Origin of the sequence: Borborobacter xinjiangensis, assembly GCF_047739745.1 — a bacterium.
In the GTDB taxonomy this organism is placed as follows: Bacteria; Pseudomonadota; Alphaproteobacteria; order Rhizobiales; family Rhizobiaceae; genus Pseudaminobacter.
This window is the reverse complement of the sequence record NZ_JBLLVA010000025.1, coordinates 1-25,146: the sequence shown is the minus strand read 5'-3', so window position 1 is coordinate 25,146 and position 25,146 is coordinate 1. Positions and strand designations below refer to the sequence as shown.

Annotated in this window: 24 protein-coding genes and 1 pseudogene; 19 read left to right on the top strand and 6 right to left on the bottom strand. The window is 60.4% G+C overall.

Translation table 11 applies throughout. The features are described from left to right. Positions 1 to 87 precede the first annotated feature (87 nt). The 4 genes from ACLKMW_RS20975 to ACLKMW_RS20960 all read left to right on the top strand — a co-directional run bounded on the left by ACLKMW_RS20975 (position 88) and on the right by ACLKMW_RS20960 (position 3,485). Complete coding sequence (locus tag ACLKMW_RS20975) at positions 88 to 873, top strand: amino acid ABC transporter permease (RefSeq protein ID WP_415726474.1); 786 nt, start codon at positions 88 to 90, stop codon at positions 871 to 873. Positions 874 to 922: 49 nt separating this feature from the next. After that, the gene (locus ACLKMW_RS20970; RefSeq protein WP_415726473.1) at positions 923 to 1,750 is read left to right on the top strand and encodes a transporter substrate-binding domain-containing protein; all 828 of its coding nucleotides are present in this window, start codon (positions 923 to 925) and stop codon (positions 1,748 to 1,750) included. 67 nt (positions 1,751 to 1,817) lie between these two features. Next, positions 1,818 to 2,720 carry an amino acid ABC transporter permease gene (locus ACLKMW_RS20965; RefSeq protein WP_415726472.1) on the top strand — a complete coding sequence of 301 codons (903 nt, stop codon included), beginning with the start codon at positions 1,818 to 1,820 and terminating at the stop codon, positions 2,718 to 2,720. 12 nt (positions 2,721 to 2,732) lie between these two features. Next, complete coding sequence (locus ACLKMW_RS20960; RefSeq protein ID WP_415726470.1) at positions 2,733 to 3,485, top strand: amino acid ABC transporter ATP-binding protein; 753 nt, start codon at positions 2,733 to 2,735, stop codon at positions 3,483 to 3,485. 85 nt (positions 3,486 to 3,570) lie between these two features. Here ACLKMW_RS20960 and ACLKMW_RS20955 read toward each other — a convergent pair whose 3' ends face one another. From ACLKMW_RS20955 to ACLKMW_RS20945, 3 genes are all read right to left on the bottom strand, one after another. Next, positions 3,571 to 4,152, bottom strand: coding sequence for a carboxymuconolactone decarboxylase family protein (locus tag ACLKMW_RS20955; RefSeq protein WP_415726469.1), 582 nt, complete (start codon positions 4,150 to 4,152; stop codon positions 3,571 to 3,573). Positions 4,153 to 4,252: 100 nt separating this feature from the next. Continuing rightward, a complete protein-coding gene (locus ACLKMW_RS20950) occupies positions 4,253 to 5,281 on the bottom strand; it encodes an aromatic ring-hydroxylating dioxygenase subunit alpha (protein WP_415726468.1) in 1,029 nt (342 codons plus the stop codon). 113 nt (positions 5,282 to 5,394) lie between these two features. Then, positions 5,395 to 6,297 carry a LysR substrate-binding domain-containing protein gene (locus ACLKMW_RS20945; RefSeq protein ID WP_415726467.1) on the bottom strand — a complete coding sequence of 301 codons (903 nt, stop codon included), beginning with the start codon at positions 6,295 to 6,297 and terminating at the stop codon, positions 5,395 to 5,397. Between the two features lie 110 nt (positions 6,298 to 6,407). Between ACLKMW_RS20945 and ACLKMW_RS20940 the strand changes: the two genes are divergently transcribed. From ACLKMW_RS20940 to ACLKMW_RS20925, 4 genes are all read left to right on the top strand, one after another. Beyond that, positions 6,408 to 7,472, top strand: a complete 1,065-nt coding sequence (locus tag ACLKMW_RS20940; protein WP_415726466.1) for a hypothetical protein — start codon at positions 6,408 to 6,410, stop codon at positions 7,470 to 7,472. Positions 7,473 to 7,571: 99 nt separating this feature from the next. Continuing rightward, positions 7,572 to 8,441 (top strand): glutathione S-transferase, encoded by an 870-nt coding sequence (locus tag ACLKMW_RS20935; protein ID WP_415726465.1) that lies wholly within the window; start codon positions 7,572 to 7,574, stop codon positions 8,439 to 8,441. 115 nt (positions 8,442 to 8,556) lie between these two features. Further along, positions 8,557 to 9,855 (top strand): NAD(P)/FAD-dependent oxidoreductase, encoded by a 1,299-nt coding sequence (locus ACLKMW_RS20930; RefSeq protein WP_415726464.1) that lies wholly within the window; start codon positions 8,557 to 8,559, stop codon positions 9,853 to 9,855. Between the two features lie 44 nt (positions 9,856 to 9,899). After that, a complete protein-coding gene (locus ACLKMW_RS20925) occupies positions 9,900 to 10,289 on the top strand; it encodes a RidA family protein (RefSeq protein WP_415726463.1) in 390 nt (129 codons plus the stop codon). 54 nt (positions 10,290 to 10,343) lie between these two features. Here the strand turns inward: ACLKMW_RS20925 and ACLKMW_RS20920 are convergent, their stop codons facing one another. Continuing rightward, the gene (locus tag ACLKMW_RS20920; protein ID WP_415726462.1) at positions 10,344 to 10,934 is read right to left on the bottom strand and encodes a helix-turn-helix domain-containing protein; all 591 of its coding nucleotides are present in this window, start codon (positions 10,932 to 10,934) and stop codon (positions 10,344 to 10,346) included. A gap of 187 nt (positions 10,935 to 11,121) precedes the next feature. On the opposite strand from ACLKMW_RS20920, the gene ACLKMW_RS20915 reads away from it, so the two are divergent. The 11 genes from ACLKMW_RS20915 (at position 11,122) to ACLKMW_RS20865 (ending at position 23,903) form a co-directional block, all read left to right on the top strand. Next, positions 11,122 to 11,949: a transporter substrate-binding domain-containing protein gene (locus tag ACLKMW_RS20915; RefSeq protein WP_415726461.1), complete on the top strand. Its 828-nt coding sequence runs from the start codon at positions 11,122 to 11,124 to the stop codon at positions 11,947 to 11,949. A 125-nt stretch (positions 11,950 to 12,074) separates the two neighbouring features. Beyond that, on the top strand, positions 12,075 to 12,818 hold the full coding sequence (locus ACLKMW_RS20910; protein ID WP_415726460.1) for an amino acid ABC transporter permease: 744 nt from the start codon (positions 12,075 to 12,077) through the stop codon (positions 12,816 to 12,818). 28 nt (positions 12,819 to 12,846) lie between these two features. Next, positions 12,847 to 13,581: an amino acid ABC transporter ATP-binding protein gene (locus ACLKMW_RS20905; RefSeq protein ID WP_415726459.1), complete on the top strand. Its 735-nt coding sequence runs from the start codon at positions 12,847 to 12,849 to the stop codon at positions 13,579 to 13,581. 47 nt (positions 13,582 to 13,628) lie between these two features. After that, entirely contained in the window at positions 13,629 to 15,233 is a 1,605-nt protein-coding gene (locus ACLKMW_RS20900; protein ID WP_415726458.1) for a 5-guanidino-2-oxopentanoate decarboxylase, read from the top strand. A gap of 84 nt (positions 15,234 to 15,317) precedes the next feature. After that, entirely contained in the window at positions 15,318 to 16,736 is a 1,419-nt protein-coding gene (locus tag ACLKMW_RS20895) for an FAD-binding oxidoreductase (RefSeq protein ID WP_415726457.1), read from the top strand. Positions 16,737 to 16,848: 112 nt separating this feature from the next. Continuing rightward, complete coding sequence (locus tag ACLKMW_RS20890; protein WP_415726456.1) at positions 16,849 to 17,853, top strand: arginase family protein; 1,005 nt, start codon at positions 16,849 to 16,851, stop codon at positions 17,851 to 17,853. A gap of 132 nt (positions 17,854 to 17,985) precedes the next feature. Beyond that, entirely contained in the window at positions 17,986 to 19,440 is a 1,455-nt protein-coding gene (locus ACLKMW_RS20885; RefSeq protein ID WP_415726454.1) for an NAD-dependent succinate-semialdehyde dehydrogenase, read from the top strand. Between the two features lie 540 nt (positions 19,441 to 19,980). Beyond that, complete coding sequence (locus ACLKMW_RS20880; protein WP_415726453.1) at positions 19,981 to 21,333, top strand: 8-oxoguanine deaminase; 1,353 nt, start codon at positions 19,981 to 19,983, stop codon at positions 21,331 to 21,333. A gap of 66 nt (positions 21,334 to 21,399) precedes the next feature. Then, positions 21,400 to 22,740, top strand: coding sequence for a uracil-xanthine permease family protein (locus ACLKMW_RS20875; protein WP_415726452.1), 1,341 nt, complete (start codon positions 21,400 to 21,402; stop codon positions 22,738 to 22,740). Positions 22,741 to 22,885: 145 nt separating this feature from the next. Next, a complete protein-coding gene (locus ACLKMW_RS20870) occupies positions 22,886 to 23,635 on the top strand; it encodes a hypothetical protein (protein ID WP_415726451.1) in 750 nt (249 codons plus the stop codon). Between the two features lie 67 nt (positions 23,636 to 23,702). Then, entirely contained in the window at positions 23,703 to 23,903 is a 201-nt protein-coding gene (locus ACLKMW_RS20865) for a hypothetical protein (protein ID WP_415726450.1), read from the top strand. Positions 23,904 to 23,963: 60 nt separating this feature from the next. On the opposite strand, the gene ACLKMW_RS20860 is transcribed toward ACLKMW_RS20865, so the two are convergent. Both ACLKMW_RS20860 and ACLKMW_RS20855 read right to left on the bottom strand, forming a co-directional pair. Beyond that, positions 23,964 to 24,986, bottom strand: a complete 1,023-nt coding sequence (locus ACLKMW_RS20860) for a formate dehydrogenase subunit gamma (protein WP_415726449.1) — start codon at positions 24,984 to 24,986, stop codon at positions 23,964 to 23,966. Between the two features lie 42 nt (positions 24,987 to 25,028). Then, positions 25,029 to 25,146 (bottom strand): annotated as a pseudogene (locus ACLKMW_RS20855) (formate dehydrogenase); the annotation flags it as partial.

The window sequence follows — 25,146 nt, the reverse complement described above, 5'->3', positions numbered from 1 at the left end:
ACTGAGGCGTGGGGAAAGGGCATGCAAGAACGTGTATGGGCGCCTACGCCGATCGAGATGAGGGCACGTGAGGCGACACGTCTGGATGTGCGCTCCGTCCTGCGTACCAGCTGGCAGATCACGCAAGCGGCCCTGGTTTTCACGATCATTGCTTACTTCATCTGGCGTGGCACTTTGGCCATGGACTACAAATGGCAATGGTACCGTGTCGCGCCATTTTTCTATCGTGTCGTGGATGGCGAAATCGTCTGGGGCCCCTTGATACTGGGGCTGCTCCAAACGCTGAAACTGGCGGCAATCAGCGGCGTCATCGCTATTCTGATCGGCTTTGCAACTGCACTGGCCAGGCTTTCGAATTCGATTGCAGGCAGGGCAATCGCGACCTTGTATCTGGAGTCGATCCGAAACACACCTCTGCTGGTCCAGCTGTTCCTTTTTTACTTCGTCCTTGCGCCGATATTCGGCATCGATCGGTTTTGGGCCGGTGTATTATGCCTGTCAGCCTTCGAGGGCTCGTTCGCCGCAGAAATCATCCGTGGCGGCATTCTCGGCGTCGACAAAGGTCAATATGAAGCGGCGGACGCCATAGGCTTCAATCGCAGGAACAAATACCGCTTCATCGTCATCCCCCAGTCACTGCCGCTTATCCTGCCACCCCTTACCGGACTGATCATTTCACTCATTAAACACTCGGCGATCGTCAGCGTCATCGCCGTCGAAGAACTGACCACCGCCGGCCTCAACCTGATTTCGCAGACATTCATGGCCTTTGAAATTTGGTTCCTGGTCGCCGGAATTTATCTCGTGGTGACGATCTCGCTGTCAGTCGGAGTAACGTTCCTCGAAATGTCTTTGAACAAAAGCAGGCGGTAGCAAGCCGATAACAAGAAAAGCCGTCAAAACGGCGCAACAGGAGGAAAAAATGCAGTTATTCAGGATCGTGAATTCACTGGTGGTTGCTCTGGTCATGGCCACGGCCATGGCCGCCTCTACAATTTCAGCCTCGGCGCAGAGCATGCTCGAAGAAGTGGTGCAGCGCGGCACGTTGCGCGTCGGCATGTCGACTTTCGTGCCTTGGGCGATGCGCGACAAGAAGGGCGAATTGATCGGATTCGAAATCGACGTCGCGAAGAAAGTTGCCAAGGACATGGGTGTCGAGATCGAATTCGTCCCGACCGCGTGGAGCGGCATCATTCCCGCACTGCTGGCGAAAAAGTTCGACATCATCATCGGCGGCCTATCCGTCACGCCGGAGCGGAACCTCACCGTCAACTTCACCATACCGTATGCACATTCCGGCCAGCAGATGGCTGCCAATACGGCTTTGACGAAGGACATGAAGTCACTAGAGCAGTACAACGAGGCAGCAGTGACGATCGCTTGCCGCAGGGGCTCCGTTTCGTGTGATGCCGCCCAGAAGCAGTTCCCCAATGCGACGCTGCGCCAGTTCGATGACGATGCCCAGGCCTTCCAGGAAGTCGTCAACGGCAACGCGCATGCGATGATCTCGTCAGCGCCCAAGCCACGCTTCTGGTCCGAAGCCTATCCGGACAAGGTGTACGTTGCCAATAATGGTGAAAACCTGACCCGCGGCGACGAGGCTTTCGGCCTGCGTAAGGGCGACGTGGATTCGCTCAATTTCTTCTCGAACTGGATTCTGGTCAACATGTCGAACGGCTGGCTCCAGGAAACTCATGACCGTTGGTTCAAGGACCAGTCCGCATGGAAAGACATGGTCGCTCCCGAATAGGTGGATCGACATGAATCATGAGGCACAGGCAAGTCCGGTGCCTCATTTTTCCATGAGGAAGCCAGGCATGAACCGCGCCGCGCCCCCCGCACCGGAAAAGAAGCGATTGACCAGGCTCGACTTCGTGCTGTTCGGCGCCGTCTTGTTGTTGGTCCTTTATGCTGCGTATCGCGTCAATGACGTGCTCGTTTACAATTGGGGCTGGTCGAGGGTCCTGAATTTCATCGTCCTTTACGATGACGAGACCGGGACATACTCGGCAAACCTGCTGCTTTATGGTCTGGCTGCAACGCTGCGGCTGGCGGTATGGGCGACGATCCTGGCAAGTATCATCGGCATCGTCATGGGGTATTGGCGCACCTGCGACAACCTGACGGTCCGCATCATCAGCCGCGGCTATGTCGAACTGATCCGGAACCTTCCGCCTCTGGTGTTCATCTTTATCTTCTATTTCTTCGTCTCCAGCCAGATTTTTCCGGCGCTTGGCATCGACAATATCGCTCGCGACAACTGGCTGGTGAACACCACCGCGTTTCGCATCATGTTCGGCGATCCGCAGCTTTTGTCGAACTTCCTGGCCGGAGTTCTATGCCTGGCCCTGTTCGAGGCGGCCTACATTACCGAAATCGTACGTGCCGGAATTCAATCGATCGGGAAAGGCCAATGGGAGGCGGCCCGCGCAATCGGCTTGTCGCACACCAATGTGCTGAAGGATGTGATCCTGCCCCAGGCGATCCGAAAGATCCTGCCGCCGCTGGCCGGTCAATTCATCACTCTGATCAAGGATTCAGCCATAGTATCCCTGATATCGGTGCAGGAATTGACATTTCTGGCGACCGAAGTCGCATCAACCACGACAAAGGTCTTCGAGACATGGATTCTGGTTGGGCTGATGTATTTCGTCCTGTGCTACAGCTTTGCCTTGCTTTTCAGCCGGCTGGAACGCCGAGCTGCCAAAGCTCGCCGTTAGGAGATCTGCGCGATGATCGAAGCCGGACCAAGGCCGTTGGTCGAGATCAGCAAGTTGTGCAAATGGTATGGTGATTTCAGTGCGCTACACGACATAAACCTTACCGTTGCCGAAGGCGAGAAGGTGGTCGTGTGCGGCCCCTCAGGATCGGGCAAGTCCACGATGATCCGCTGCATCAATCAACTTGAGACCCATCAAAGCGGGACGATTACCGTCGACGGCGTCGAAGTGAAGCCCGGCATGAAACACATCGAACGCATCCGCCGCGATGTCGGCATGGTGTTTCAGGGCTTCAATCTCTTTCCGCACATGACCATCTTGGACAACCTTGTACTCGGGCCGATGCGCAACCGCGGCATGTCGAGGGCCGACGCCACGGAGTTGGCGATGTGGTATCTGGAGCGCGTACATATCGCCGAACAGGCGAGCAAATATCCGTCTCAATTGTCAGGCGGCCAGCAACAGCGCGTTGCGATCGCGCGCGCGCTTTGCATGAAGCCGAAGATCATGCTGTTCGACGAGCCGACCTCGGCGCTGGACCCTGAGATGATCGCTGGCGTGCTTGAAGTGATGATCGAACTCGCCGAGGAAGGGATGACGATGATCTGCGTCACCCATGAGATGGGGTTCGCCCGCAAGGTCGCCGACCGCGTCGTTTTCATGGACGCAGGCGAGATCATCGAGCTTGCCGAGCCTGAGACTTTCTTCAACGATCCCAAGAGCGACAGGGCCCAGGCGTTCCTTGGCCAGTTGTTGGCGCACTGAGGTTTCCATTCAAGGGGTTCGGATTGCTGCGCGGGCAAACCGGATAGGTCCGATGCGGCAATGCGCCTGGGCTGTCGATCGCGTCCTATTCGGTGCTCTTGTAATAGCCGACGACATCGCCATCAGTCGTGACGCCGAGGCCGTTCAGCAGCCGGTTCACATAATTGAAATACCCGATGATCTGGTTGGCCTCGAGGATTTGACCATCGTCCAGGCCCTCCCGACGCAGCGCCTCGACATCTGCTTGCACCATTTTTCCCGGCGACAGGGTCAGCTTTTCAGCATAGCGGAGCAAGGCAAGTTCGCGGCCGTCGAACACGCTTTCGGGCCGGCGCATATGCAGAGCCTGCTCGATGGCGTCGGCCCGAGCTTCGTCGTCAATCAGGTGGCGGGCATTGGCCCAGTGGTTGGCTAGCGAATAAGGGCAATCGTTCAGGATCGATACGTAAGAACTGATGGTTTCCTGAAGCCATGTCGGCAATGTGTTGGTGTCGTCATGCAGCGCGGCGCGATACAGGATAACATGGCCCCTCATGGTGTTGGGGCGCAGCGAATGCACGCGCATGACATTGTCCACCGTTCCATGCGGTGTACGTGCAAGGTTCAGCACTTCCTGCAGTCTCGGGTCGGCATCTTCGTCCGAGATCATTCCAATCCAGGCAGACATGTTGTTCCTTCCCGCGAGGTCATGTGGGCAGAGAAAGGCCCGACTGTCAGATCATTAGTGACAACGTCTTTGTGACCCGACGGCACTTCCAGAAAGGGCATCATGCGGCGCCAGTCTCCCGGTCTATCAGGCGCTGCAGATGCAGGCGAAAGAGTTTCGCGCCGGCATCGAGCCCCAGATCGATATTCGGGGTTTGTTTGTGCTTCATGCCCTCATGCACCGCCACGAGAACCTCGCGATCTTCTTCGAACGCCATGCGAGCGCCTGCATTCATCTTTTCCGAGATCGCCTTGTCCTGCGGATCGGTATTGCGGTGCTGAAACCAGAAATATCGGCTGCGATCCTCATCGATCGGCGTCATGAAGTTGTAGGAAATGTTGACATAGGTTTTGTCGACGGGTGCCGCACCAGGTCCGCCGGTCCCGGCCGGTGTATAGACGGACTTGTTCAGAGCAATTGCCGGGAAGCACATTTCATAGTGCTGGAGCCGGTCGCAGGCTCCCTCGAATTTCACCAGGCCTGCATAGTATGGAGACGGCGGCTGCCCGTATATCCACCGTGAGACGATCACGCCCCTGTCGGTGCGGGTGATCTCCAGCGGCTGATCATCAGTGCCAGCACCCGCGAACGAGGTGAGATGAACCCAGGCCACGTGGCTCGGGTCAAGCAGATTATCAGCAATCCAGAGATAGTTGCAGTCGATGTCAAGGACGCCGCCATCCGTGTAACCCCAGTCCGGATTATCGAAATTCTCGATGGGAAAGATGGTGTCCGGATCGGCCAGTGTCGGATTGCCCATCCAGATCCAAAGAAGTCGGTATCGGTCGACAATGGGATAGGACCTGACCATCGCGCGGACCGGAATTTTGCCTGGCTGCGTCGGCGCGGCGACACACATGCCCGAGCAATCGAAGGTGAGTCCGTGATAGCCGCATTCGACCGCGTCGCGCTTGCGCCTACCCTTCGAGAGCGGCAATTTACGGTGCGGGCAGGCATCCTCCAGGGCAACGGGTGAGCCGTCTTGCTTGCGGAAGATGACGATATTGTCGCCGAGGATCTTTTCCGGTTTCAGATCCTGGCCGAAGTCCTTGCTCCATCCCGCGACATACCAGGCATTTCTCAGATACATCTTGCAGCGTGCCCTTCGCAGATTGCCATGAAGCACTCTAAGGCCGCCGTTCAGCGCCCCGCAATATATCTGTCATAATGACAGCCATTAGGAATCCTAAACTATGGCGATTGCTAGCCGCCAGCTTCCGAGAACAGCCAGTTTCGGAAGCGCTGGATTCGGGCGGATTTCATCGCGGCTTTCGGACACACGAACCAGTAGGAATACTGTGAAAGGGCAACGCCCTGAAGCGGCTTCACAAGGCTGCCATCTACCAAGGCATCCTTCACCAAAGGCTCGCGCCCGAGCGCAACGCCCAAGCCTTGGATGGCGGCCTGTACGACCATGTTTGTTTGACCGAACCGCCGCACACGTACCGGAATCGGCAAGGTCTGGCCTGTTTGCTCCGCCCAGAATGCCCATGTCGGCGGAGTGCCCCCGACATCGGCTAGTTCATCCATCAACAAGGTGTGATGGGCGAGATCCTCAAGCGTCGTCAGACCCGGCCCGTTCTCAAGCAGCGAAGGCGCACAGACGGGAAACAGGCGCTCGTCCAGCAACCGCTCGACGTGAAGCCCCGGATAGTTGCCCATGCCGTAGAGGATTGCCAGGTCCGACTGCCCGGTCGAAAAGCCGAGTGGTGAGGCGTCGGTTGAAATGGATACGGGTGCTTCGGCGTGGAGTTGATCGAACTTGATCAGTCGTGGAAACAGCCAATTGACCGCGAAGCCGGGCAGGCAGGATACCGTGATGGCGGGGTCTGAGCCGCTCTTGTGGCGCATCTTGTCGCAAAGGTCGCCGATCTGGCCGATACCGTTGGCGATTGTCGTTGCCAGCACTTTTCCTTCATTCGTCGCGACCGTGTCCCTTGGCCCGCGGACAAGCAGGGTGCGCCCGATCCACTCTTCGACGACTTTCACGTGCTGGCTGACGGAACTTTGCGTCACCCCCAGTTCTTCGGCCGCGCGGGCGAAGCCGCGCAACCTGACGACCGCCTCGAAGGCACGCAGGGCCGCAAAAGGGAGGTTCGGCAACATATTACTCACACTAATGAGTCGGTTTATAAAATTCAAATTGAGGCTCGACGCCGGCGATCATTAGATTCGTAGAAAATTAATGATGGATCGAGATGTCGCGCGGAAAGGAAATGATCGATAAGGGTGCGGCGAACTTGCTGGCCAATTGTGCCGGCATCCGCAAGCGCGATCGCCTGTTGATAGTCCATGAGGAGCCCGGTCTCGGCTATTATGACGACGAAATCCTGTGTGCGATCTTACGTGCGGCGCAAGTGATCGGCGCGCATGTGACGGTCAAGCAGGTGCCGTTCATACCCCGGCCGACTGAAATGCCCGCCGATGTGGGCGCGCTCATGCAGTCGGCCGATCAGACTGTTTTCCTTGCGCGCATAGGTGACCAACTGCGCTTTTGCGACATAGCGTCATACGGGCGCATGGCCGTATGTTATGCACTCGACGCCGAGATGCTTTCCTCACCCTACGGCACGGCGGATCACCGTGCGTTCATTGAGCTCAAGACAGCGCTCAACAGAATGCTGGCCAATGCGCGATCAGTCCATGTTACGTGCCCTTGCGGGACCGATTTCCACGGGCCGGGTGCCGGAACCGCGAAGCCCTTGGCGGATGTCGGGATCAAGCGCTTTCCCCTGTCGGTGTTTACGCCCATTCCGGCGGCACGATACTCTGGAAAAGTTGCTCTGCCTGGTTTCCTGGTCGGTACCGGATCGATGTACTACGAGCCCTACGCTCTTGAATATGAGGGGGCATTGTCGGTGTCGTTCGAGGCGGGGCGCATCACGCGGTTCCAGGGCAGCGCGGCGGCTGTAAGAGCTGCCGAGCAGCACTACCAGATGGTGGCGTCCAGATTGGGCATCGATCGTGATTTCGTCCATTCATGGCATGCCGGTATCCATCCCGGCTGCGAGATTTCGGGCGTGGTGTCCGACAGCTATGAGCGGTGGAGCGGTGCTGCGTTCGGCAATCCGCGGCTGCTGCATTTCCATACCTGCGGCGCCTATGCGCCAGGCGAAATTTCGTGGAACGTCGTCGATCCGACGATCACGGTCGACGATATCCCGGTATGGCAGGATGGCGTTCTACGCCCGCAACTCGTGCCTGGAGGGGAGGAGATACTGGCGCGGTATCCTGACATCGCCCCTCTCTTCGATGCACCGAAGCGAAACATCGGTCTTTGAGGAGAGGGCTGTTGCCCATCTTGCTTCTTTCATCCAGGCACATCAGGATCGGGAGCAAGGCGGCGCCATGCCTGCAATGACCCGGAAGGACGACACTCTTTGAAATACGAGATTGCGATTGGCGACCGAGCCTATTCAAGCTGGTCGATGCGAGGCTGGTTGCTGTTCGAGCGTTTCGGTATTCCCTGCGAGGTCAGTCAGGCGCGCTTGGGGACCGATCAATTTGCCGCAATGATCAAGGAGTTCCATCCCGCGCGCACGGTGCCGGCCGTGCGATTTCCTGAAGGGGCGATTGGCGACAGCCTGGCCATCGCCGAGGAACTGGCTACACGCCATCCCGAGGCCGGGATTTGGCCGCAAGATGCTGGCATGCGCGCAATCGCGAGGTCCCTCGCGGCCGAGATGCACTCCGGCTTCAAGTCTTTGCGCAGCAACTGCCCGATGAACCTTCGTGCTTCCTGTTCGAATTTTCCCGTCGACGAGATGGTTGCGGGCGATCTGAGGCGGCTGGAAGTCATCTGGGATTACGCCCGCGCGGAAAGTGGCGGTAGCGGTCCATGGCTGTGCGGCGACTATTCCGCAGCGGACGCGTTTTTCGCACCCGTAGCGGCACGCATTGCCACCTATGGGCTGAAGGTGTCCGCCTCCGCGCAAGCCTACGTCAAAGCCCATCTCGCCGACCACGCATTCCGCCGCTGGCGCGCCATGTCCTTGGTCGATGGCGATGACCGGCCGGAATATTTTTACGATAGTCCACGGCGCGACTGGCCGGGACCCCGGCCCTTATCCGCGCGGGCGATCGTGCATGGCAGGCCGGAGAACGCAGCTTGCCCGTACTCCGGAAAGCCCGCCATTCATCTGATGGAGATCGACAAGCGTGTATTCGGGTTCTGCAACTCGTTTTGTCGGGACAAGACAGTCGCAGACCCCGAAGCCTGGCCGCAATTCATGAAGCTGTACCGGCAGTAGAGCAACGCAACGGCACGCGCGCGCCTGCCCGCCTTGTAGGTGCGGGCACAGAGCTTGCATCCTCCAGATGTTTTCTATAAGCGAACAAAGTTCGGTAAAACCTTTGGAGGGATCGTTGACGCGCCGGCAACAGGTTCAGATCATGAGCAACGATCCCTATTGGTGGGAGGCGCGGGATCGCGGCACCCCATACGCTTCCGACGGCGGAGGCCAAAGCTACGACGTCGCGGTTATCGGCTCCGGATATACCGGCTTGTCTGCGGCTCACAAGCTCGCCGCAAACGGGGTTTCAGTTTTGGTAATCGAGGCCGAGGAACTCGGCTTCGGCGCCAGCACCCGCAATGGCGGCATGGTATCGGGCACGTTGAAGCTTTCGCATAAGGAATTATGCGAAGCATATGGTCGCGACACCGCCAACGCGCTGTTCCAGGAAGCGCAGGATTCGGTTCTGTTTCTGGAACAGTTCATTTCCGAAAACGATATTAGCTGCGACTACCAACGCACCGGCATGTATTTTGCCGCCTATGCGCCGAAGCACTATGACGCGCTCGCCCGCGAGGCCGACGAGCTGGCAGCACTCGGCGTCGAAACCCGCATGGTGCCACAGACCGAGCAGCGCCAAAAGCTTGCTTCAGATATCTATTTTGGCGGGCGCACCACTGTCTTGGCCGGCGGCCTGCATCCGGCCAAATACCATGCTGGCTTGGTTGCGGCGTGCCGCCGCGCCGGCGTTGTCTTTCGCACGCGCTGCCGGGTAAACGCCATCAAACGCGAGGGGACGTCCTACGTGTTGGCGACCGATGGCGGCAATTTCCGTGCCGATCAGGTGGTTATCGCCACCAATGCCTATACCGATCCCGGCATGCCATGGTTCCGCCGCCGCGTCATTCCGATTGGCAGCTACATCATCGCCACCGAAGCCATGGATCCGGCAATGCTGCGCCGGCTGATTCCGAGCGCTGAGATGATTCAGGATACCAAGCGCAACCTGTTCTACTATCGCCTGTCGCCCGATGGCACCCGTATGATCTTCGGCGGACGCACCAGCTTCCGGCCGATAGACGCCAGTGAAAGCGCCAGCAGGCTACACGCTGCCATGTCCAAAGTCTTTCCCTCCATGGCATCAGCTCGGATCACCAACAGCTGGACCGGCAATGTCGCCTTCACTTTCAACAAGGTCCCGCATGTCGGCACTCACGATGGCATCCATTTCGCACTCGGCTGTTGCGGCCAGGGTGTCGCGTTGATGAGCCATTTCGGTGACCAGATCGGCCACCGCATACTGGGCCAGGGCGGCGACACGGCATTTGCGCACACTCGCTTCACCACCAAGCCCTTTTACAGCGGCCATCCCTGGTTCCTTCCCGTGGTCGGCGAGTTCTATCGTCTGCTCGACTGGCTGGAGCGTCCTTAGCCCTTCCGGAGCGTCCGGGAGAACTCATCCTAGAAAGGAATCCCATGGCAGATTATCGCAACCCTGAGGGCGTGCCCGTGCCGCCGAGCCGCTATTCGCAATCCGTAAAGGTCGAGCGTAACGCCGAGTATCTGTTCCTGTCCGGCCAGGTCGGCATTGAGGCGGACGGCACCATCCCGGCCGATTTCGATCGCCAGGCTGAATTGACCTGGGACTATATCGAGCGACTGCTTGCCGATCATGGCATGGCCATGGCCAATCTCGTCAAGGTTCAGGGTTTGGTGACCAGCGCCGAGCATGTCGCTGGCTACAAGAAATGGCGCGACCTGCGCATGCCGGAAGCGCCGCCGGCCTCGACCGTGTTCATCGTGTCCGGTTTCGTGGCTCCCGGCCTGCTGATCGAAATCGACGCGGTGGCCGCGCGCGAACTCTGACAGGCAAGGGCAAGGTCGCTTCGGCGTCGCTGGCGGCCTTGCTCGGTTTCACCATCAGCGCGGCTTGGGCGTCATGACGAAGATCGCGATCGTCCGAGTTGTTTCGGAAGGGTTGTAGAATGTGTGCAGCCGGCGCGGATCGAAGGTCATGGCGTCACCCTGGCCCAGGATGAACGTTTCGTCTTCGAGTTGCAGCGCCAGTTCCCCGGAAAGGATGAGGATGAATTCCTCCTCCGCGCGCAGCGAATAGAGCTGTTCGCCGCCGCCGCCCTTGGGCTCGATCTCCGTCCAGATCGCCTGCAGGCGAAGGCTGCCGCTCGGCGTCAGCAGATGGTCGGACACGTCGATGCCGCCAAACCGGATCGGCGGTCGCTCGTCGGCTCTCACCACCGCCGACTGGGAGGAGGTGAACAGGTCGCCGACCGGCAGGCTCAACACCTCGCAAAGCTTGACTAGGGAGGCGACCGAGGGCGAGGTTTTGTCGCGTTCGATGTCGCTCAGAAAACCCTTGGTAAGCGCGGTCGCTTCGGCCACCGCATCCAATGTGAGGTCGAGCTGCCGGCGTCGCTCGCGCAAGAGATGGCCAATCCGAGGCGATTGCTTGCCAGCGCGCGCCTTTGGCGACTCGATTGATATATCCGTCATGGAACCTCCCTGCTTGAATTCTGCCATGCACCCAAACTGCTTCGAGGATGGCTACCATATCGCAAACAATGTTCGTTGAAACCGAATTTTGTTGACCAATAGCGAAATAAATGCCAACGATCTGCCTAACATGAACGGCGAGGAGTCCGAAATGTCGGCCAAGTGTTTTCACAACGGGGGAAAGTCAATGGTTTCTAAAGCTCTTAAATCTCGCATCGCGCTCTTGAGCGTCGTCGGCGTGCTGTCGGCCGTGGCTCCGGCAGCCGCCGAGGACGCGAAGCCGAGTTTCGCCGGCAAGGGCGAGTTTGTCGTATGCACTGATGCGACCTTCCCGCCGATGGAATTCTTCGAGAAGGCTGACGATCAGAAGCCGGTCGGCTTCGACATCGATCTCGCCAGCGCGCTGGCCACTCATTGGGGCCTGACGCCGCGCCTCGTTGTGTCGGATTTCACCGGCCTTTTGCCAGGGCTCGAGTCGCAGCGTTGCGATGGCGTGATCAGCGGCATTCTCGTAACGCCGGAACGGACCAAGTCCTATGATGCGGTCCCTTATCTCGGCACCGCGCTTGTGGTGTTCACCGGCGCCAAAAGTGAGCTCACCATCAGCGGTCCGGCGGATCTGGGCGGCAAGGTCGTGGCTGTTCAGGCCGGCACCCATTATGTCGAGCAGCTTGAAGCGGTCAACGCCAAGTTGAAGTCCGAGGGCAAGGACGAGATCAGCATCCAGACCTATCCGAAGCAGACCGACGTCATCCAGCAGGTGCTGGTCGGGCGCGCGGCTGCCGCAGTCTCGCAGGATACGGAACTTGCCTATCGAGAGTTGCAGCAGCCGGGACAGCTGAAGACGATCTATTCGTTTCCGGGCGACGATAAATTCGGCGTTTATCTGCGTCGTACCGGAGACGACAAGAAGGCTGTAGCCGCTGCAGTGGCAGCTCTTGCGGCGGACGGCACGCTCAAGTCGATCGCGGAAAAATGGCGCCTGTCGCCTGCTGACGTCGTCTCTGGTGAATAAGTAAAAATGCAGCCGGCGTGGTTAATTCGCTGCGCCGGCACGCTTGCGGACAAGGCTATGCATCGAGCCTTGCTCCGATCGCCTGAATTTCGGCCACGATGTAACGACCGTTGGGATCAGCTGTCATGAGTTTCGACTTCTCTGCTTTCTGGGGCGCCTTGACGTCCGAGGCATTCTTCAGGGGAGCCTGCGTCACCATCATCCTGTCACTCGTCTCACACGGCGTGGGCATTCTCATCTCGATTCCCGTGGCCATAATCGTCAATCGCAGCCAGGGAATCCTCTCGCGCACTTTGAAGGGTCTGGTTGGCGTGTTGCGCGGCGCGCCGACGCTGTTGCAGCTCTTGTTCGTCTGGAACGCGCTGCCGCAATTCTTCCCGATCTTCCGCGAGCCCTGGTTCACGCCGTTCCTCGCCGCATGGATCGCGCTCAGCCTCAACGAAGCCGCCTATCAGGTGGAGATCAACCGCGCCGCGCTGAAGTCGGTCGACCCCGGCCAGGAGGCTGCCGGCGAGGCGCTTGGCCTGTCGCGCTTCCAGATCTTCCGCTACATCACGCTGCCGCAGGCCATGCGGGTTGCCATTCCGCCGACGGCCAACGAATTCATAACGCTGCTCAAGATCACTTCGCTCGCGTCTGTCATTTCGTTGCAGGAATTGCTTGCCACGGCGTCGCGCGCAGTGTCGACCACTTTCCAGTTTTCCGAATACTACGCGGCGGCCCTGGTCTACTACTTGGTCATGGTTTACGCGTTGGTCTTCCTGCAGGGCAAGCTGGAGCGGAAATACACCTGGGACCGCTCGAAAGCCGAAGCCTCCAATGACCCAAGCGTCGTGCAGAAGGCGATGGCGTTGATGCGCCGCTCCTGACCCGCTCCAGAATACGAAGGATTATCTCATGACCGAGATCATTCGGCTGACCAATGTCGGCAAGAAATATGCGGATTTTCAAGTGCTGCAGGGCATCAACCTGTCGATCGCCAAGGGCGAAAAGATCGTGATCTGCGGTCCCTCCGGCTCCGGCAAATCCACCTTGATCCGCTGCATCAACCATCTGTCGCCGCACGACGAGGGTTCAATCCGCATCAATGATGTGGAACTTGACGGCAACGTCAAGAATGTCGGCGCGATCCGTCGCGAAGTCGGCATGGTCTTCCAGAATTTCAATCTGTTTCCGCACCTCTCGGTGCTGGAGAATTGCCTGCTTGCGCCGATGAAGGTGCGCGGGAAGTCGCGGGCCGATGCCGAGGCTACCGCACGGCGGCTGCTGGCGCGGGTCCGTATCGCCGACCAGGCCAACAAGATGCCGAGCCAGCTCTCCGGTGGGCAGCAGCAGAGAGTCGCGATCGCGCGAGCGCTGTGCATGGAGCCTGAAATCATGCTGTTCGACGAACCAACCTCGGCGCTCGATCCGGAAATGGTCGGAGAGGTGCTTGATGTCATGGTGGAGCTGGCCAGCGAAGGCATGACGATGCTTTGCGTCACCCATGAGATGGGCTTTGCCCGGAAAGTGGCCGACCGCGTCATCTTCATGGATGCGGGCCAAGTGGTGGAGGTCTCCAAGCCCGACCAGTTCTTCGATGCGCCGCAGACGGAACGCGCGCGCAACTTCCTCTCGCAGCTTATGCATTGAGGTTCGCACCGGAGCGGGCGAACCAAATCCGACTTGCAGGACAGAACATGCCGACTTGCGGAGAGATGATCATCGGACTGCTCGAATCCTATGGAGTCGAGTTCATCTTCGGCATTCCCGGCGTGCACAATGTCGAGCTGTATCGCAGCCTCGACAAGTCGTCCATCCGCCACGTCACGCCGCGCCATGAGCAGGGTGCCGGCTTCATGGCCGATGGCTATGCCAGGGCGACCGGCAAGGTTGGCGTCTGTTTCACGGTCACCGGGCCCGGCCTTACCAACATATTGACGGCGATGGGCCAAGCCCATGCTGACTCGGTGCCGATGCTGGTGATCTCGACGGTGAATCCGATAGAGCAACTCGGCGCGCCGGTCGGTGCCCTGCATGAGTTGCGCTCACAGCGCAACCTTGCCGCCGAGGTCTCCGCCTTCAGCCAGACGGTGCTGCACCCCGATCAGCTACCACGGGCGCTCGCCCGCGCCATGGCGGTGTTTTCAAGCGGGCGGCCGCGCCCCGTCTATCTGGAGATTCCTGTCGATGTGATCACCGCGCAGGCAGGCGATATGCCGGCAGGCGCGCGTCCTCTGCCGGATCGGCCGACGCCCTCCCACGTTTCGCTCGACAAAGCGGCCGCACTTTTGGCACAGGCGAGAACGCCTCTCGTCGTGCTTGGCGGCGGCGCCGTTTCGGCCGCGGACGAGGCGCGGCATCTGATCGAACAGCTCGATGCGCCGACCGTGCTGACCGTCAATGGGCGTGGCCTGCTTGCGCCCGACCATCCGCTTCTTGCCGGGGAAAACCTGGGCAGCGTACCGCTGCGCCAAGCCTTCCATGATTCCGATGTGGTGCTCGCGGTCGGCACCGAACTCGGCGAAACCGAGATGTATCCGACGCCGGCAGAACTCATGCCCGGCGGCCGGCTGATCCGGATCGACATCGACAACGAGCAGTTGTCATGTGAACCTGTGGCCGACGTGCCGGTGCTTGGCGACGCGGCGGCCGCGCTTGCCGGCCTGGCTTCGCGCCTGACGCACCACCGCTCGGCCGGCGACGGCGCCGCGCGCGCCGCAGCGCTGCGGGCCGCTGGAGACCAGGCGTTGCCGGACAGTGTTGTGCCTTACCGTCGTTTGATGGGTGCCTTGGCTGCTGCCCTTCCCGATGCGGTCTTCGTTGGCGACTCCGCCCAGACGGTCTATGCCGCCAACCAGTTTTTTCGCCCGCGCCAGCCGCGATCCTTCTTCAATTCCAGCACCGGATACGGCACCCTCGGCTACGGCCTGCCCGCGGCCATCGGCGCCAAGCTCGGCGTAGGTGCCGCGCGGCCGGTTGTGGCGCTCATGGGCGATGGCGGCATTCTCTTCACCATTGGTGAGCTTGCCAGCGCAGTCGAGGCACAAGTGCCGATCGTCGTGCTGCTGTGGAACAATGATGGCTATGGCGAGATCCGCAACTATATGCTGGACAAGGGCATAGCGCCGCTCGGAGTCGATCTTGCGACGCCCGACTTCATCATTATCGCCCGCGGTTTTGGCTGCCACGCCGCGCGTATCGACAGTTTCGAGCAACTCGCCGCTGAACTGACGCAGAGCGTCGGCCGCACCACACCAACCGTGCTCGAGATTCGGCAGGACGCCGCGTTTCTCGCGGGCTGAAGGCCATGCCGCCCAGGACAAAGCCAGTGCTCGACAAGCTCTACATCGCCGGTGAATGGACGGGTAATATTATGGAACAGCCGGATGACTGAAGGCTCAACTGCTCCAGTCACGTCGTCTTCGTTCAGCGACGCGTTCCTTGCACGGCTGGATGGCATCGTGGGTTCAGTCGAGCGCGAAGACAAGCTGCGCGACTGGAATAGCGGCTATCATCCCGAAAACCTCGCCGCCGGCGTCGCCGTGTCGCCCCGATCGGTCGATGAGCTGCGTGGGCTGCTTGCGCTGTGCAACGCCGAACGCGTGCCGGTGGTGACCCATGGCGGCTTGACCGGCCTTGTCGGCGGCACGGCCTCGGCGCCGGGCGACCTCATCCTCAGCACGCGCCGGCTGGCGAGCGGAATCGAGATCGATCCTATTGGCCGTGTTGCGGTCGCCGATGCGGGGGTGACGCTCGAAGCCTTGCAGCAGGCTGCGGCCAACCATGGTCTTAGCCCCGGAATAGACTTGCCATCTCGCGGCTCCGCGACGCTCGGCGGGATGACTGCGACCAATGCCGGCGGCATAGAGGCATTTCGCTATGGAACCATGCGCGACCGCCTGCTCGGTTGCGAATTCGTGTGCGCCGACGGCACTCTGGTCAGCGATCTTGCGCGCGTGCTGAAGAACAATACCGGTTATGGCCTGACCGATCTCATGGCAGGCTCGGAGGGCACGCTTGGCATTGTCACCCGCGTCGCGATCCGCCTGGAGCCGTTGCGGCCGGTCGCGGCCACAGCGCTGTTTGCATTCGCCACGATCGATGCGGCGCTCGCCGTCGCGCAAAACCTGCGCGACCGGTTCGGCGACCATCTGCGCGCCGTCGAGATATTGTGGCGCAACTATGCACAGACGATTGCCGGCGCACATGGTCAATCGCTGCCGGACATCGGCGACGGAGCGTTCCTGCTCCTTGCCGAGACGGAGGAGACGGCGGATGGCGACAGCCAGGGCCGCTTCATCGCCCATCTCGAAACGCTCTACGAGCAGGGACTCATCACCAACGTCATTGTCGCGCAAAACAGCAGCCAGCGGGATTTCTTCTGGCTGATCCGCGAAGATGCTGATGCGCTTTATCGCATGTGGCCGGACGTGAAATCCTTCGACGTGTCGGTACCGCTGGCAAATCTTGGCGCTTACGCCCGTACCATCGAGCCGAAGTTGAAGCAACTGGCCGATCCGCTCGGTCTTTATATTTTTGGGCATCTTGCCGATGGCAATCTGCATGTGATGGTCGGCGCACAGGACGACCTGCCGCGTCAAGCGATCGAAGCTATCGTCTATTCCGGGCTTGTCGAAATCGGCGGCGCCATCTCGGCCGAGCACGGCATAGGGCTGGAGAAGCGCGAGGCTCTTGTCAGCTTCGGCGATCCGGCCAGGCGCCAGGTCATGGCAACGATCAAGTCCGCGCTCGACCCGAACAACATTCTCAACCCCGGCAAGATTTTCATGCCCGCCTCACCCTAACGAGCGCGCGGCTTCCACCCGTTCGGCGTGTGATCAGGCTCCCGTGCACGGGAGCGGCCGGCATCTCATGCCTGAGGACACAGCCCAATTCGAAACCAAAGGAGCATCGCACATGTCCGAAATCGACTTCGATACCGCCAAGGAAGAAATGGCGCGCTGGTACTGGTGGGGCATCCCGACCTTCTTCCGTTGCCCCTGGCAGGAAGATCCGGCCGCCAGCGACATCGCCCTGCTTGGCGTGCCGCATAGCTCGGGCAACGGCTCGACCGAACGCAACCAGCATCTCGGCCCTCGTGCCGTGCGCAATGTCTCGGCGCAATATCGGCGCGGCCATGGCCGCTTCGGCCTGATACCGTGGGACGTCTGCCGCATCAATGATGCCGGCGACGTGCCGCTGCCGGAAGCTATGGTCAATGACGTCTGCGTCGAGCATATCGAAGCCTTTGCCAAGCGCTTCGACAAGGCCGGCACCCGGCTTGTCGCCATGGGCGGCGATCATTCGATCACCGGTCCGCTGGTCAAGGCCGTGGCTGGCAAGGATGCCCGGCTCAGCGACGGCCGCAAGGTTGCGCTGGTGCATTTCGATTCGCACACTGACAGCTACAACCATCTTCCGCATTGGCTCGGCAGCCGCCGCTCGGCGGCTCACTGGGCGAGCTATCTCGTCGAGGAAGGCCACCTCGATCCGCATCGCTCGACCCAGATCGGCATCCGGCCCAATGTCGGCACGCCTGGCTCGCGCAATACCAGCGAGGAACTCGGCTACCGCATCATCGGCATGGACGAATTCGAGGAGATCGGCACGCGCGGCGTGATCGAGTCGGTGCGCGAACGTATCGGCGACGCACCCGTCTACATCACCTTCGACCTTGATTCGCTCGATCCCGCGGACGCCCCCGGCGTTTCGAACCTCGAACCCGGCTATCCGGGCATCCGCATCGGCGAGGCGGTTCGCATGCTGCAGGGACTGCGTGGCCTGAATGTGGTCGGCGGCGATGTCGTCTGCCTCATGCCGACCAAGGACAACCCGAACCAGATCACCGCAATGAATGCCATGGTGGTGATGTTCGAAATCGTGTCGCTGATGGCGGACTTCATCGCCACTAACAAGAAGTGACCTCGCGCTGATGGGGCGGGCGAAACGTCCGCCCGATCTTTGCCAAGCCCAAACCACGCCAAGATGTACTTCGTCGGCTGAGAGCCTGTTTCGCGGGCACTCCTTTCCCATTCCTAGAGAGCTTTCGCGGTCATGCTGAACCTTAACGACATCTCCCTGCTTCGATCGAACTGCCAGATTGCCGGGCAGTGGTGCGGCGAACCGGTCACGCCGATCATCAATCCCGCGACCGGGCAAGAGATCGCACGGGTGCCGCATCTCGGCGCAGCCGAGGCGACGCGGGCGGTCGAGGCGGCGGCGCAAGCCTTTCCGGCATGGTCGCGGTTGACGGCGAAGGAGCGCGCAGCCGTCCTTCGCAACTGGTTTGAATTGATCCTGGCCAACAGGGATGACCTTGCTCTGATCATGACCAGCGAGCAAGGCAAACCGCTAGCCGAAGCGCGTGGCGAGATCGATTATGCTGCTTCCTTCGTCGAGTTCTACTCCGAGGAGGCCAAGCGCATTTATGGCGAAACCATTCCAGCGCACCGCAAGGATGCGCGCATTGTCGTGCTGCGCCAGCCGATCGGTGTGGTCGCCGCCATTACGCCGTGGAATTTCCCCGCCGCCATGATCACCCGCAAGGTCGCGCCGGCACTTGCCGCCGGCTGCACCGCCGTGGTCAAGCCTGCTCCGGAAACGCCGCTGACAGCGCTTGCCCTGGCTGTTTTGGCCGAGCGCGCCGGCGTGCCTGCGGGTGTTCTCAACGTGTTGACCGGCGATGCCCCTTCCATCGGCGAGGTCATGACCAGCCATCCGTCGGTGCGGTTTGTCGGCTTCACGGGTTCGACCGAAGTCGGCAAACTGTTGATGCGGCAAGCGGCTTCCACGGTAAAGAAAGTCGGGCTCGAACTCGGCGGCAACGCGCCGTTCATCGTTTTCGACGACGCCGATCTTGATGCCGCCGTCGAGGGCGCGATGGTCGCCAAGTTCCGCAACATGGGTCAGACATGTGTCTGCGCCAACCGCATCTATGCGCAGGAAGACATCTACGATGCTTTCGTCGCCAAACTTTCGGAAGCAGTGGCTGCGCTCAAGGTAGGCGACGGTTGCGCGCCGGGCGTCGAGCAGGGACCGCTTATCAATGCCGAAGCGGTCGACAAGGTGGAACGCCACATTGCCGATGCCGTGAGCCAAGGCGCCAAGGTTTTGGTCGGCGGCAAGCGCCATGCCCTCAGGGCAACCTTCTTCGAGCCGACGGTGCTGTCGGAGGTCACCTCGGCAATGCAGGTGACGCACGAGGAAACATTCGGACCGCTCGCACCCGTCTATCGCTTTGCCGACGATGCCGATGTCATCGCTCAGGCGAATGCCACCCAGTTCGGCCTGGCGGCCTATTTCTACGCGCGCGATCTTCGTCGGATATTCCGGATCGCCGAGGCATTGGAATTTGGCATGGTCGGCATCAATTCCGGGGCCATTTCAACCGAGCTCGCACCGTTCGGCGGCATCAAGGAGTCCGGACTCGGCCGCGAAGGGTCGCATCACGGCATCGAGGAATTCACCGAATTGAAGTATCTTCTGCTCGGCGGTCTCGGTTCTGCCTGACCAAACCGATGCGCACTCATGACCTCTTATCGCCGTGAATGAGTACCAGTCGGGCGCGAAACAGTTTCACCGGCTCGTGTGCTTGACTGAACCGAACTTGCTCCCAACCCGATCACTGCGCCGCTAAATCGGCGGCACGATATTTGTGCTCATTCCAAACTTTTGCTGGGATGAGCGAGTTTCGAGGTGACGACCCGCTGATCGATTAGTTGCACCGCCGACTTTCACATCCCGAAATGTCAGTCCCCTTTGCAGGTTTCGACCGAGAGACGCCGTCGTTCGCTGATGTGAAAATATTTGACAGAAAGGCAAATGTGCGATTGCCTTATCAATGCCTGATGATGTCGAAGCGCGAGCATTCGCTCAGGCTGGGAGCCGGCAGTTCAAGTCGTCTCCTAACGTGCATTGATCAGAGCAAGCCCGCTCAACCTACCAGTCGATGACGATCCGGAACTCGCAATTCCAGGGACAGGGCTCATAGCGCGCGAAGCTGAAACGCAGCTTCGTCGAGTTGAATGAGAACTGACCTGGAGAAATTGCATGTCCGTAGACCTGCTTGTCCACGACGCATACGTTTATGTCGATCGCGGCTGGGAAATCGCCAACGGCTGGGTGGCCGTCAAAGACAAGAGAATTCATTCGGTGGGCAAGGCCGGCGAGGAGCCGGCTGCCAAAAGGACCATCTCGGCGCGAGACCGACTGGTGACGCCGGGGCTGATTAACGCCCACCACCACATGTACCAGAATCTGACGCGCTCTTACGCGCCGGTGACCAATGGTTCGCTGTTCGAGTGGCTGACCGGGCTCTATCCGATATGGGCCGGGCTCAGTGAAGAGTCGGTCTATCTCTCCACCTACATCGCCATGACCGAGCTTCTCATGGGCGGCTGCACCACGTCGATGGACCATATGTATGTCCATCCCAAGCCCAATCTGATCGATGCCCAGTTCCGTGCCAGCACTGACATCGGCTTCCGCTTCTACGCCACTCGCGGTTCGATGACCCGCTCTGTCGAAAATGGCGGACTTCCGCCCGCGTCCGTGGTCCAGCGAGAGGATGAAATTCTTGATGACAGTGTCCGCCTGGTCGAAAAATTCCATGATGCTTCGCCCGGATCGATGACCCGTGTGGCGTTGGCGCCGTGCTCGCTGTTTTCGGTGACGGAACGCCTCATGTCGGAATCGGCGCGCCTGGCCGAAAAATACGACCTCAGGCTCCACACCCACCTTGCTGAGGACCCGGAGGAGGACAGGTACTGCGCCGAGGTCTACGGTTGCACGCCAACCGAATATTTTGAGCGCGTCGGCTGGGCAAGCAAGCGCTCGTGGGTTGCGCATTTCATTTATCCCAGCGACGCCGAAATCGGCCGCCTTGCCCATACCGGCGTCTGCGCCACCCAATGTCCTTGTTCGAACATGCTGATCGGCGGCGGTTCGGCCGATGTCATGGGCCTGCGCGCCCGCGGCATGCGGGTCGGTCTTGGCTGCGATGGTTCGGCCTCCACCGATCATGCCTCTATGTGGCTGGAGGCACGGACTGCCTTGCTGCTCGGCCGCTATCGCAATGGGCCGAGCTCAATGTCGGCGCGTGATGCGCTCGATGTCGCCACGCGCGGCGGGGCGGCCTGTCTCGGCTGGGAAGACGAAATCGGTCATCTGCGGCCCGGTGCCTGTGCAGATCTGGTCGTCTGGAGCATGTCTGACGTTGCCCTTGCCGGCGCTCATACCGATCCGGTCGAAGCTTGGCTCCGCTGCGGACCGGCAACGGCCGGCATAACCGTCGTCAACGGGAAAGTCCTGGTCGAGGAGGGGCGGCCGGTCATGCCTGAGCTTGCCGGCGTGCTGCGCGAACATGGCAGGCATTCGCGGCGCATGCAGTGCGTTGAGGCCTGACGACAAAGACAAAATCACTGAACGCCGCCAGGCGGCTTTTGCTTCTGGGAGGAGGTAGTTTAAATCATGGCCGGATATGTAGATGCGCATCTGGACGAGCGGGAGCATGGAGTGCTCGACGGCGCTGTTGGGGATGTTGAGGAGATCATCCCCACCAGGCGCAGACTGGCATTGGGACTTCAGCAGGCACTCGTTTCAAATGCCTGGCTGGACCCCATCTTCATTGCTTCTGTGGCCGGATTTTCCGCCAGTCTGGCGACCAACCTGGTGACCGCGACTTTTCTTGCGGCCGGCATCGTCACCGTGGCGCAAAGCACCAAGCTCGTGCGATTGCCGGTAGTGCAAGGGCCGTCTTCGGCGTTTTCGCCGCTGGCCATCGGCTATTACAAGGCAGGCACCATTTCGGCGGCGAGCCTCGGGCTACTCATCGGCGCCGCAATGGTCTTTCTTTTATCGCTTTGCGGGCAGTTCGCCCGCCTGAGGCGTCTGCTTTCGCCGGCCGTCTCGGGCACCATCATCACGTTGGTCGGCATCGCGCTCGCAGGTTTCACCTTCATGCAATTCTTCGGCGGCGTTGGCTCGGCGAGTTTTGCCACGGGGCCGAGCCTGCTTCTTGCTTGCGTCACAACCGCGGTTGTTCTGGTCAGCGCCGCGTTCGGCGGCACCTACCGGATGTTCGGCTTTTTGATTGCCCTGATCGTCGGCGACATCTTGGCGTTGTCCCTGGGCATGCTCGACTTCTCGAGCGTGGATAAGGCGCCATGGATCGCCTTGCCGAAACTGTTGCCATATGGGCCGCTGACCTTCGATCCCGCGATCACCATCACCATGTGCATCGTCTTCGTTGTCGCCGTGGTGGAGGCCATGGGAATGTATGAGGCCACCGCCAAGCTGGCGAGTGTCGGGTTGACCGACAGGCGCGTCAATGCGGGCATAGCAGGAGAAGCAGGTGGCTCGATGCTTGCTGCCCTTATCGGAGGCTTCGGCACCACCGCCTATGCTCAAAATCTTGGCGTAATCAAACTAACGGGTGTAGCCAGCCGGCATGTGGTTCGTGTCGCCGGCTTCATCTTCATCGTGTTGGCATTCCTGCCCAAAGTTGCGGCTGTCCTGGTGGCGACGCCTGCTGCAGTCGTCGGCGGATTGTTTCTGCCTGCAGCTGCAACTGTTGTAATGACCGGCATCCAGATGGCGAGCCAGGACCGCGGCTGTCCGGTGAAGAACATGGTCGCCCCGATGGGACTGATGGCCGGCCTCGGCATCCCGGCACTATCAGGAGCTCTGTCTGGCTCCTTGCCTCAAATCCTAGGCGAAATGCTTGCTCATTCCATCGTTGTTGGTGCGGTGACGGTGATACTGGCCGAGATAATCCTGGTTCGAATCCCGGACTTCATGCGCTCCCGGTAAGCCTGATACGCGTGGGCCGGTCTACCTGGCCCACGCGGTGTTGAAGCGTAATGCGTTGGATAACGCAAGTTCATGGAACGCTCGGGCACACTCGCGAATTCAACTGATGTGGCGAGTTGGAATCGTAAGGCAAGGAGCTTAAGCGATGAGAAAAACCGTCCTCGCAGGGATCGTGGCCCTGTCAGCTTCAACTTCATACGCACAGAACAGCACCGCACCCGACCCGAACGTCGCTCAGGAGCCCCCGGCGGCGCAAACTGCAACACCCGTGGCTCCCCCGACAATGGCGCCATCTGATCCAGCCGCTCAGAACACCCGCACGGGCCGGCCGGCCAATCTCTGCCAGGAGCTTCTCGCCTTTATGAAGGCGCCACCGGAAGCGGCTGCTCCAGCCGCAGGTGCGAAACCCGCGGCGGCTCCGCCTCAGCAGGCGGCTCCGGCCCAGCAGGCCGGCACAAGTGGTTCGAGCGGAGCCGCGCCGCCGAAGTCGCCGGCGCAGACAGGTTCGGCGCAGGAAGTCACCGGGCAACGAGGCGTGGCGACGGATTCCCCCGCGCCGAACAACGCCAAGGTAGCCACCGGAACGGTCACAAACGCGCCTCAGAAGGAGAGCAGGGCTGCACCGCTACCGCCCGACGACGTGACGAGCACGCCCAAGGAATCAGTCATAACCGTTGAAAAGGCCGAGGAACTCGCTGCCGCCAACGATATCGCCGTGTGCCAAAAAACAGCCAGGGACATGAGGCTGGCCGGTGTCGCCATGCCACCCCCGCTGCTCGCGCTGACGGCGCTCGATCTGAAATTCCAGCAGACTGCCGAACCCGCGGCTCCGCCGGCTGGAGCTGACAATCCGGCACCGCAAGACCCCGCCTCACAAACGCAGACGCCACAGTGACCAAAGCAACGCGGATAGACCTGGACTTCAGCAGCGTTAGGGCAACAGCAGAAAGGGAGAAGCCGGGATGGGCATGATCTTGACCGGGGTTGTCATTGCGATCGCGATCGCGATCGGGACAGGTTATTATCTGCAGGCGGAGCAGCAGCCGGCCTGGATGGTCAACAGCACCTCCAGCACACGCGTTGGCGATCCGGGCCAGAACCTTGTGGGGCCCGCCTGGACAGGTGAGCCGGGACCTATAAATACCGATTCGCCGCAGAGCTGAGGTGCGTGTCGCTTGATTTCATGCTGTCGGCCGATGCGGCTAACCTCTGGGGTTGGAACTCTATTGCGCAGGCGTTGTCACCGGCCGCGGAGGGGGCGCTCCAGTTTCGGCCTTCTGTTTTTCCGCCCAGGCGCTGTGGTGCTCCCTGGCCCAGCTAAGGTCGACCGTGCCCGACCCCATCGCCTCATAGGCGCCTTCCATTCCGAGGGTGCCGATATAGATGTGGCCAATGATGACGGCAATCATCAGCACGCCGATCGTGCCGTGTATCGTTTGTGCAAGTTGCATCCCGTTCACATCAGCGAACCAAAACGGAAAGAGCATGAAGATGCCGGACACTGAGAGCGCGGCTCCGCCCAACACCACCGACCAGAAAATAAGCTTTTGCCCTGCATTGAACCGAGCCGCAGGAGGGTGGGTCCGATTCGATTTGTCGAAGAACCCGCCACCGACTTTGAGCCAATGCGCGTCATAGCGATCTGGAAGGTTTCCCCATAGCCATATGACCAGCATGATCGCGATGCCGAGTATGAACGCCCACGAGAAGAAGTCATGGGCGTACTTAGCCCACTGCGACCATGACGAGAAGGCGTCGGCTCCGATCAGCGGTATCAGCAGGCGCTTGCCGAAAATGAAGTTCAAGCCGGTGATCGCGAGGACGATGAAGGCGGTGGCGGTGGTCCAGTGGATCAAGCGTTCCAGCGCATTGAAGCGCAGGAGTTTGACGCCGGTTTCCGGGGCCTGCGTTCGTACGCGCCCCCTGATAAGATAAAAAAGCGCCAGCAACAGCAGCATGCCCAGTACGGCAATTCCGCCGATCCAGGGCAGGACGCCTTCGTGGAACGCGCGAAAGTCGCGCCCCTGCGGCTGCTGCAATGTCGCGGCCTGCCTGTCCGGAATGGTGATCTGGCCTTGGATCTTGGCCAATTCGTCAAGGAGCTGTTGTTCGCTTACCGCCTGTTCGGTCGGGTTGCTTCCCGACGGACTTTGCGCGCTGGCAGGTGCAACGACCAGCAGCCCGAGCGCCAAGGCTACCGGTATGATCGCGGGCAAAAGTGGCCGACCATGCCTCAACCTGCTCATTCCTTCGCCCTCGCTCGCTCCGATGATGATTGTCGATTGGTTCTATACGGTGATCGTCTCCCGATAGGCGGTCTGCCAGCCCCAGGCGCCGGAGCCATAGCCGCGCTTGAGGACACGCTCCTTGTAGATCTGGGCGATGATCTCGCCGTCGCCGGCCAGC

Coding starts and splice junctions, on each gene's coding strand:
- ACLKMW_RS20910 (WP_415726460.1), top strand. CDS start 12,075: ATGAGTTTCGACTTCTCTGCTTTCTGGGGCGCCTTGACGTCCGAGGCA.
- ACLKMW_RS20900 (WP_415726458.1), top strand. CDS start 13,629: ATGCCGACTTGCGGAGAGATGATCATCGGACTGCTCGAATCCTATGGA.
- ACLKMW_RS20885 (WP_415726454.1), top strand. CDS start 17,986: ATGCTGAACCTTAACGACATCTCCCTGCTTCGATCGAACTGCCAGATT.
- ACLKMW_RS20880 (WP_415726453.1), top strand. CDS start 19,981: ATGTCCGTAGACCTGCTTGTCCACGACGCATACGTTTATGTCGATCGC.
- ACLKMW_RS20870 (WP_415726451.1), top strand. CDS start 22,886: ATGAGAAAAACCGTCCTCGCAGGGATCGTGGCCCTGTCAGCTTCAACT.
- ACLKMW_RS20860 (WP_415726449.1), bottom strand. CDS start 24,986: ATGAGCAGGTTGAGGCATGGTCGGCCACTTTTGCCCGCGATCATACCG.
- ACLKMW_RS20965 (WP_415726472.1), top strand. CDS start 1,818: ATGAACCGCGCCGCGCCCCCCGCACCGGAAAAGAAGCGATTGACCAGG.
- ACLKMW_RS20905 (WP_415726459.1), top strand. CDS start 12,847: ATGACCGAGATCATTCGGCTGACCAATGTCGGCAAGAAATATGCGGAT.
- ACLKMW_RS20945 (WP_415726467.1), bottom strand. CDS start 6,297: ATGTTGCCGAACCTCCCTTTTGCGGCCCTGCGTGCCTTCGAGGCGGTC.
- ACLKMW_RS20925 (WP_415726463.1), top strand. CDS start 9,900: ATGGCAGATTATCGCAACCCTGAGGGCGTGCCCGTGCCGCCGAGCCGC.
- ACLKMW_RS20920 (WP_415726462.1), bottom strand. CDS start 10,934: ATGACGGATATATCAATCGAGTCGCCAAAGGCGCGCGCTGGCAAGCAA.
- ACLKMW_RS20950 (WP_415726468.1), bottom strand. CDS start 5,281: ATGTATCTGAGAAATGCCTGGTATGTCGCGGGATGGAGCAAGGACTTC.
- ACLKMW_RS20960 (WP_415726470.1), top strand. CDS start 2,733: ATGATCGAAGCCGGACCAAGGCCGTTGGTCGAGATCAGCAAGTTGTGC.
- ACLKMW_RS20940 (WP_415726466.1), top strand. CDS start 6,408: ATGATCGATAAGGGTGCGGCGAACTTGCTGGCCAATTGTGCCGGCATC.
- ACLKMW_RS20915 (WP_415726461.1), top strand. CDS start 11,122: ATGGTTTCTAAAGCTCTTAAATCTCGCATCGCGCTCTTGAGCGTCGTC.
- ACLKMW_RS20970 (WP_415726473.1), top strand. CDS start 923: ATGCAGTTATTCAGGATCGTGAATTCACTGGTGGTTGCTCTGGTCATG.
- ACLKMW_RS20865 (WP_415726450.1), top strand. CDS start 23,703: ATGGGCATGATCTTGACCGGGGTTGTCATTGCGATCGCGATCGCGATC.
- ACLKMW_RS20875 (WP_415726452.1), top strand. CDS start 21,400: ATGGCCGGATATGTAGATGCGCATCTGGACGAGCGGGAGCATGGAGTG.
- ACLKMW_RS20895 (WP_415726457.1), top strand. CDS start 15,318: ATGACTGAAGGCTCAACTGCTCCAGTCACGTCGTCTTCGTTCAGCGAC.
- ACLKMW_RS20955 (WP_415726469.1), bottom strand. CDS start 4,152: ATGTCTGCCTGGATTGGAATGATCTCGGACGAAGATGCCGACCCGAGA.
- ACLKMW_RS20890 (WP_415726456.1), top strand. CDS start 16,849: ATGTCCGAAATCGACTTCGATACCGCCAAGGAAGAAATGGCGCGCTGG.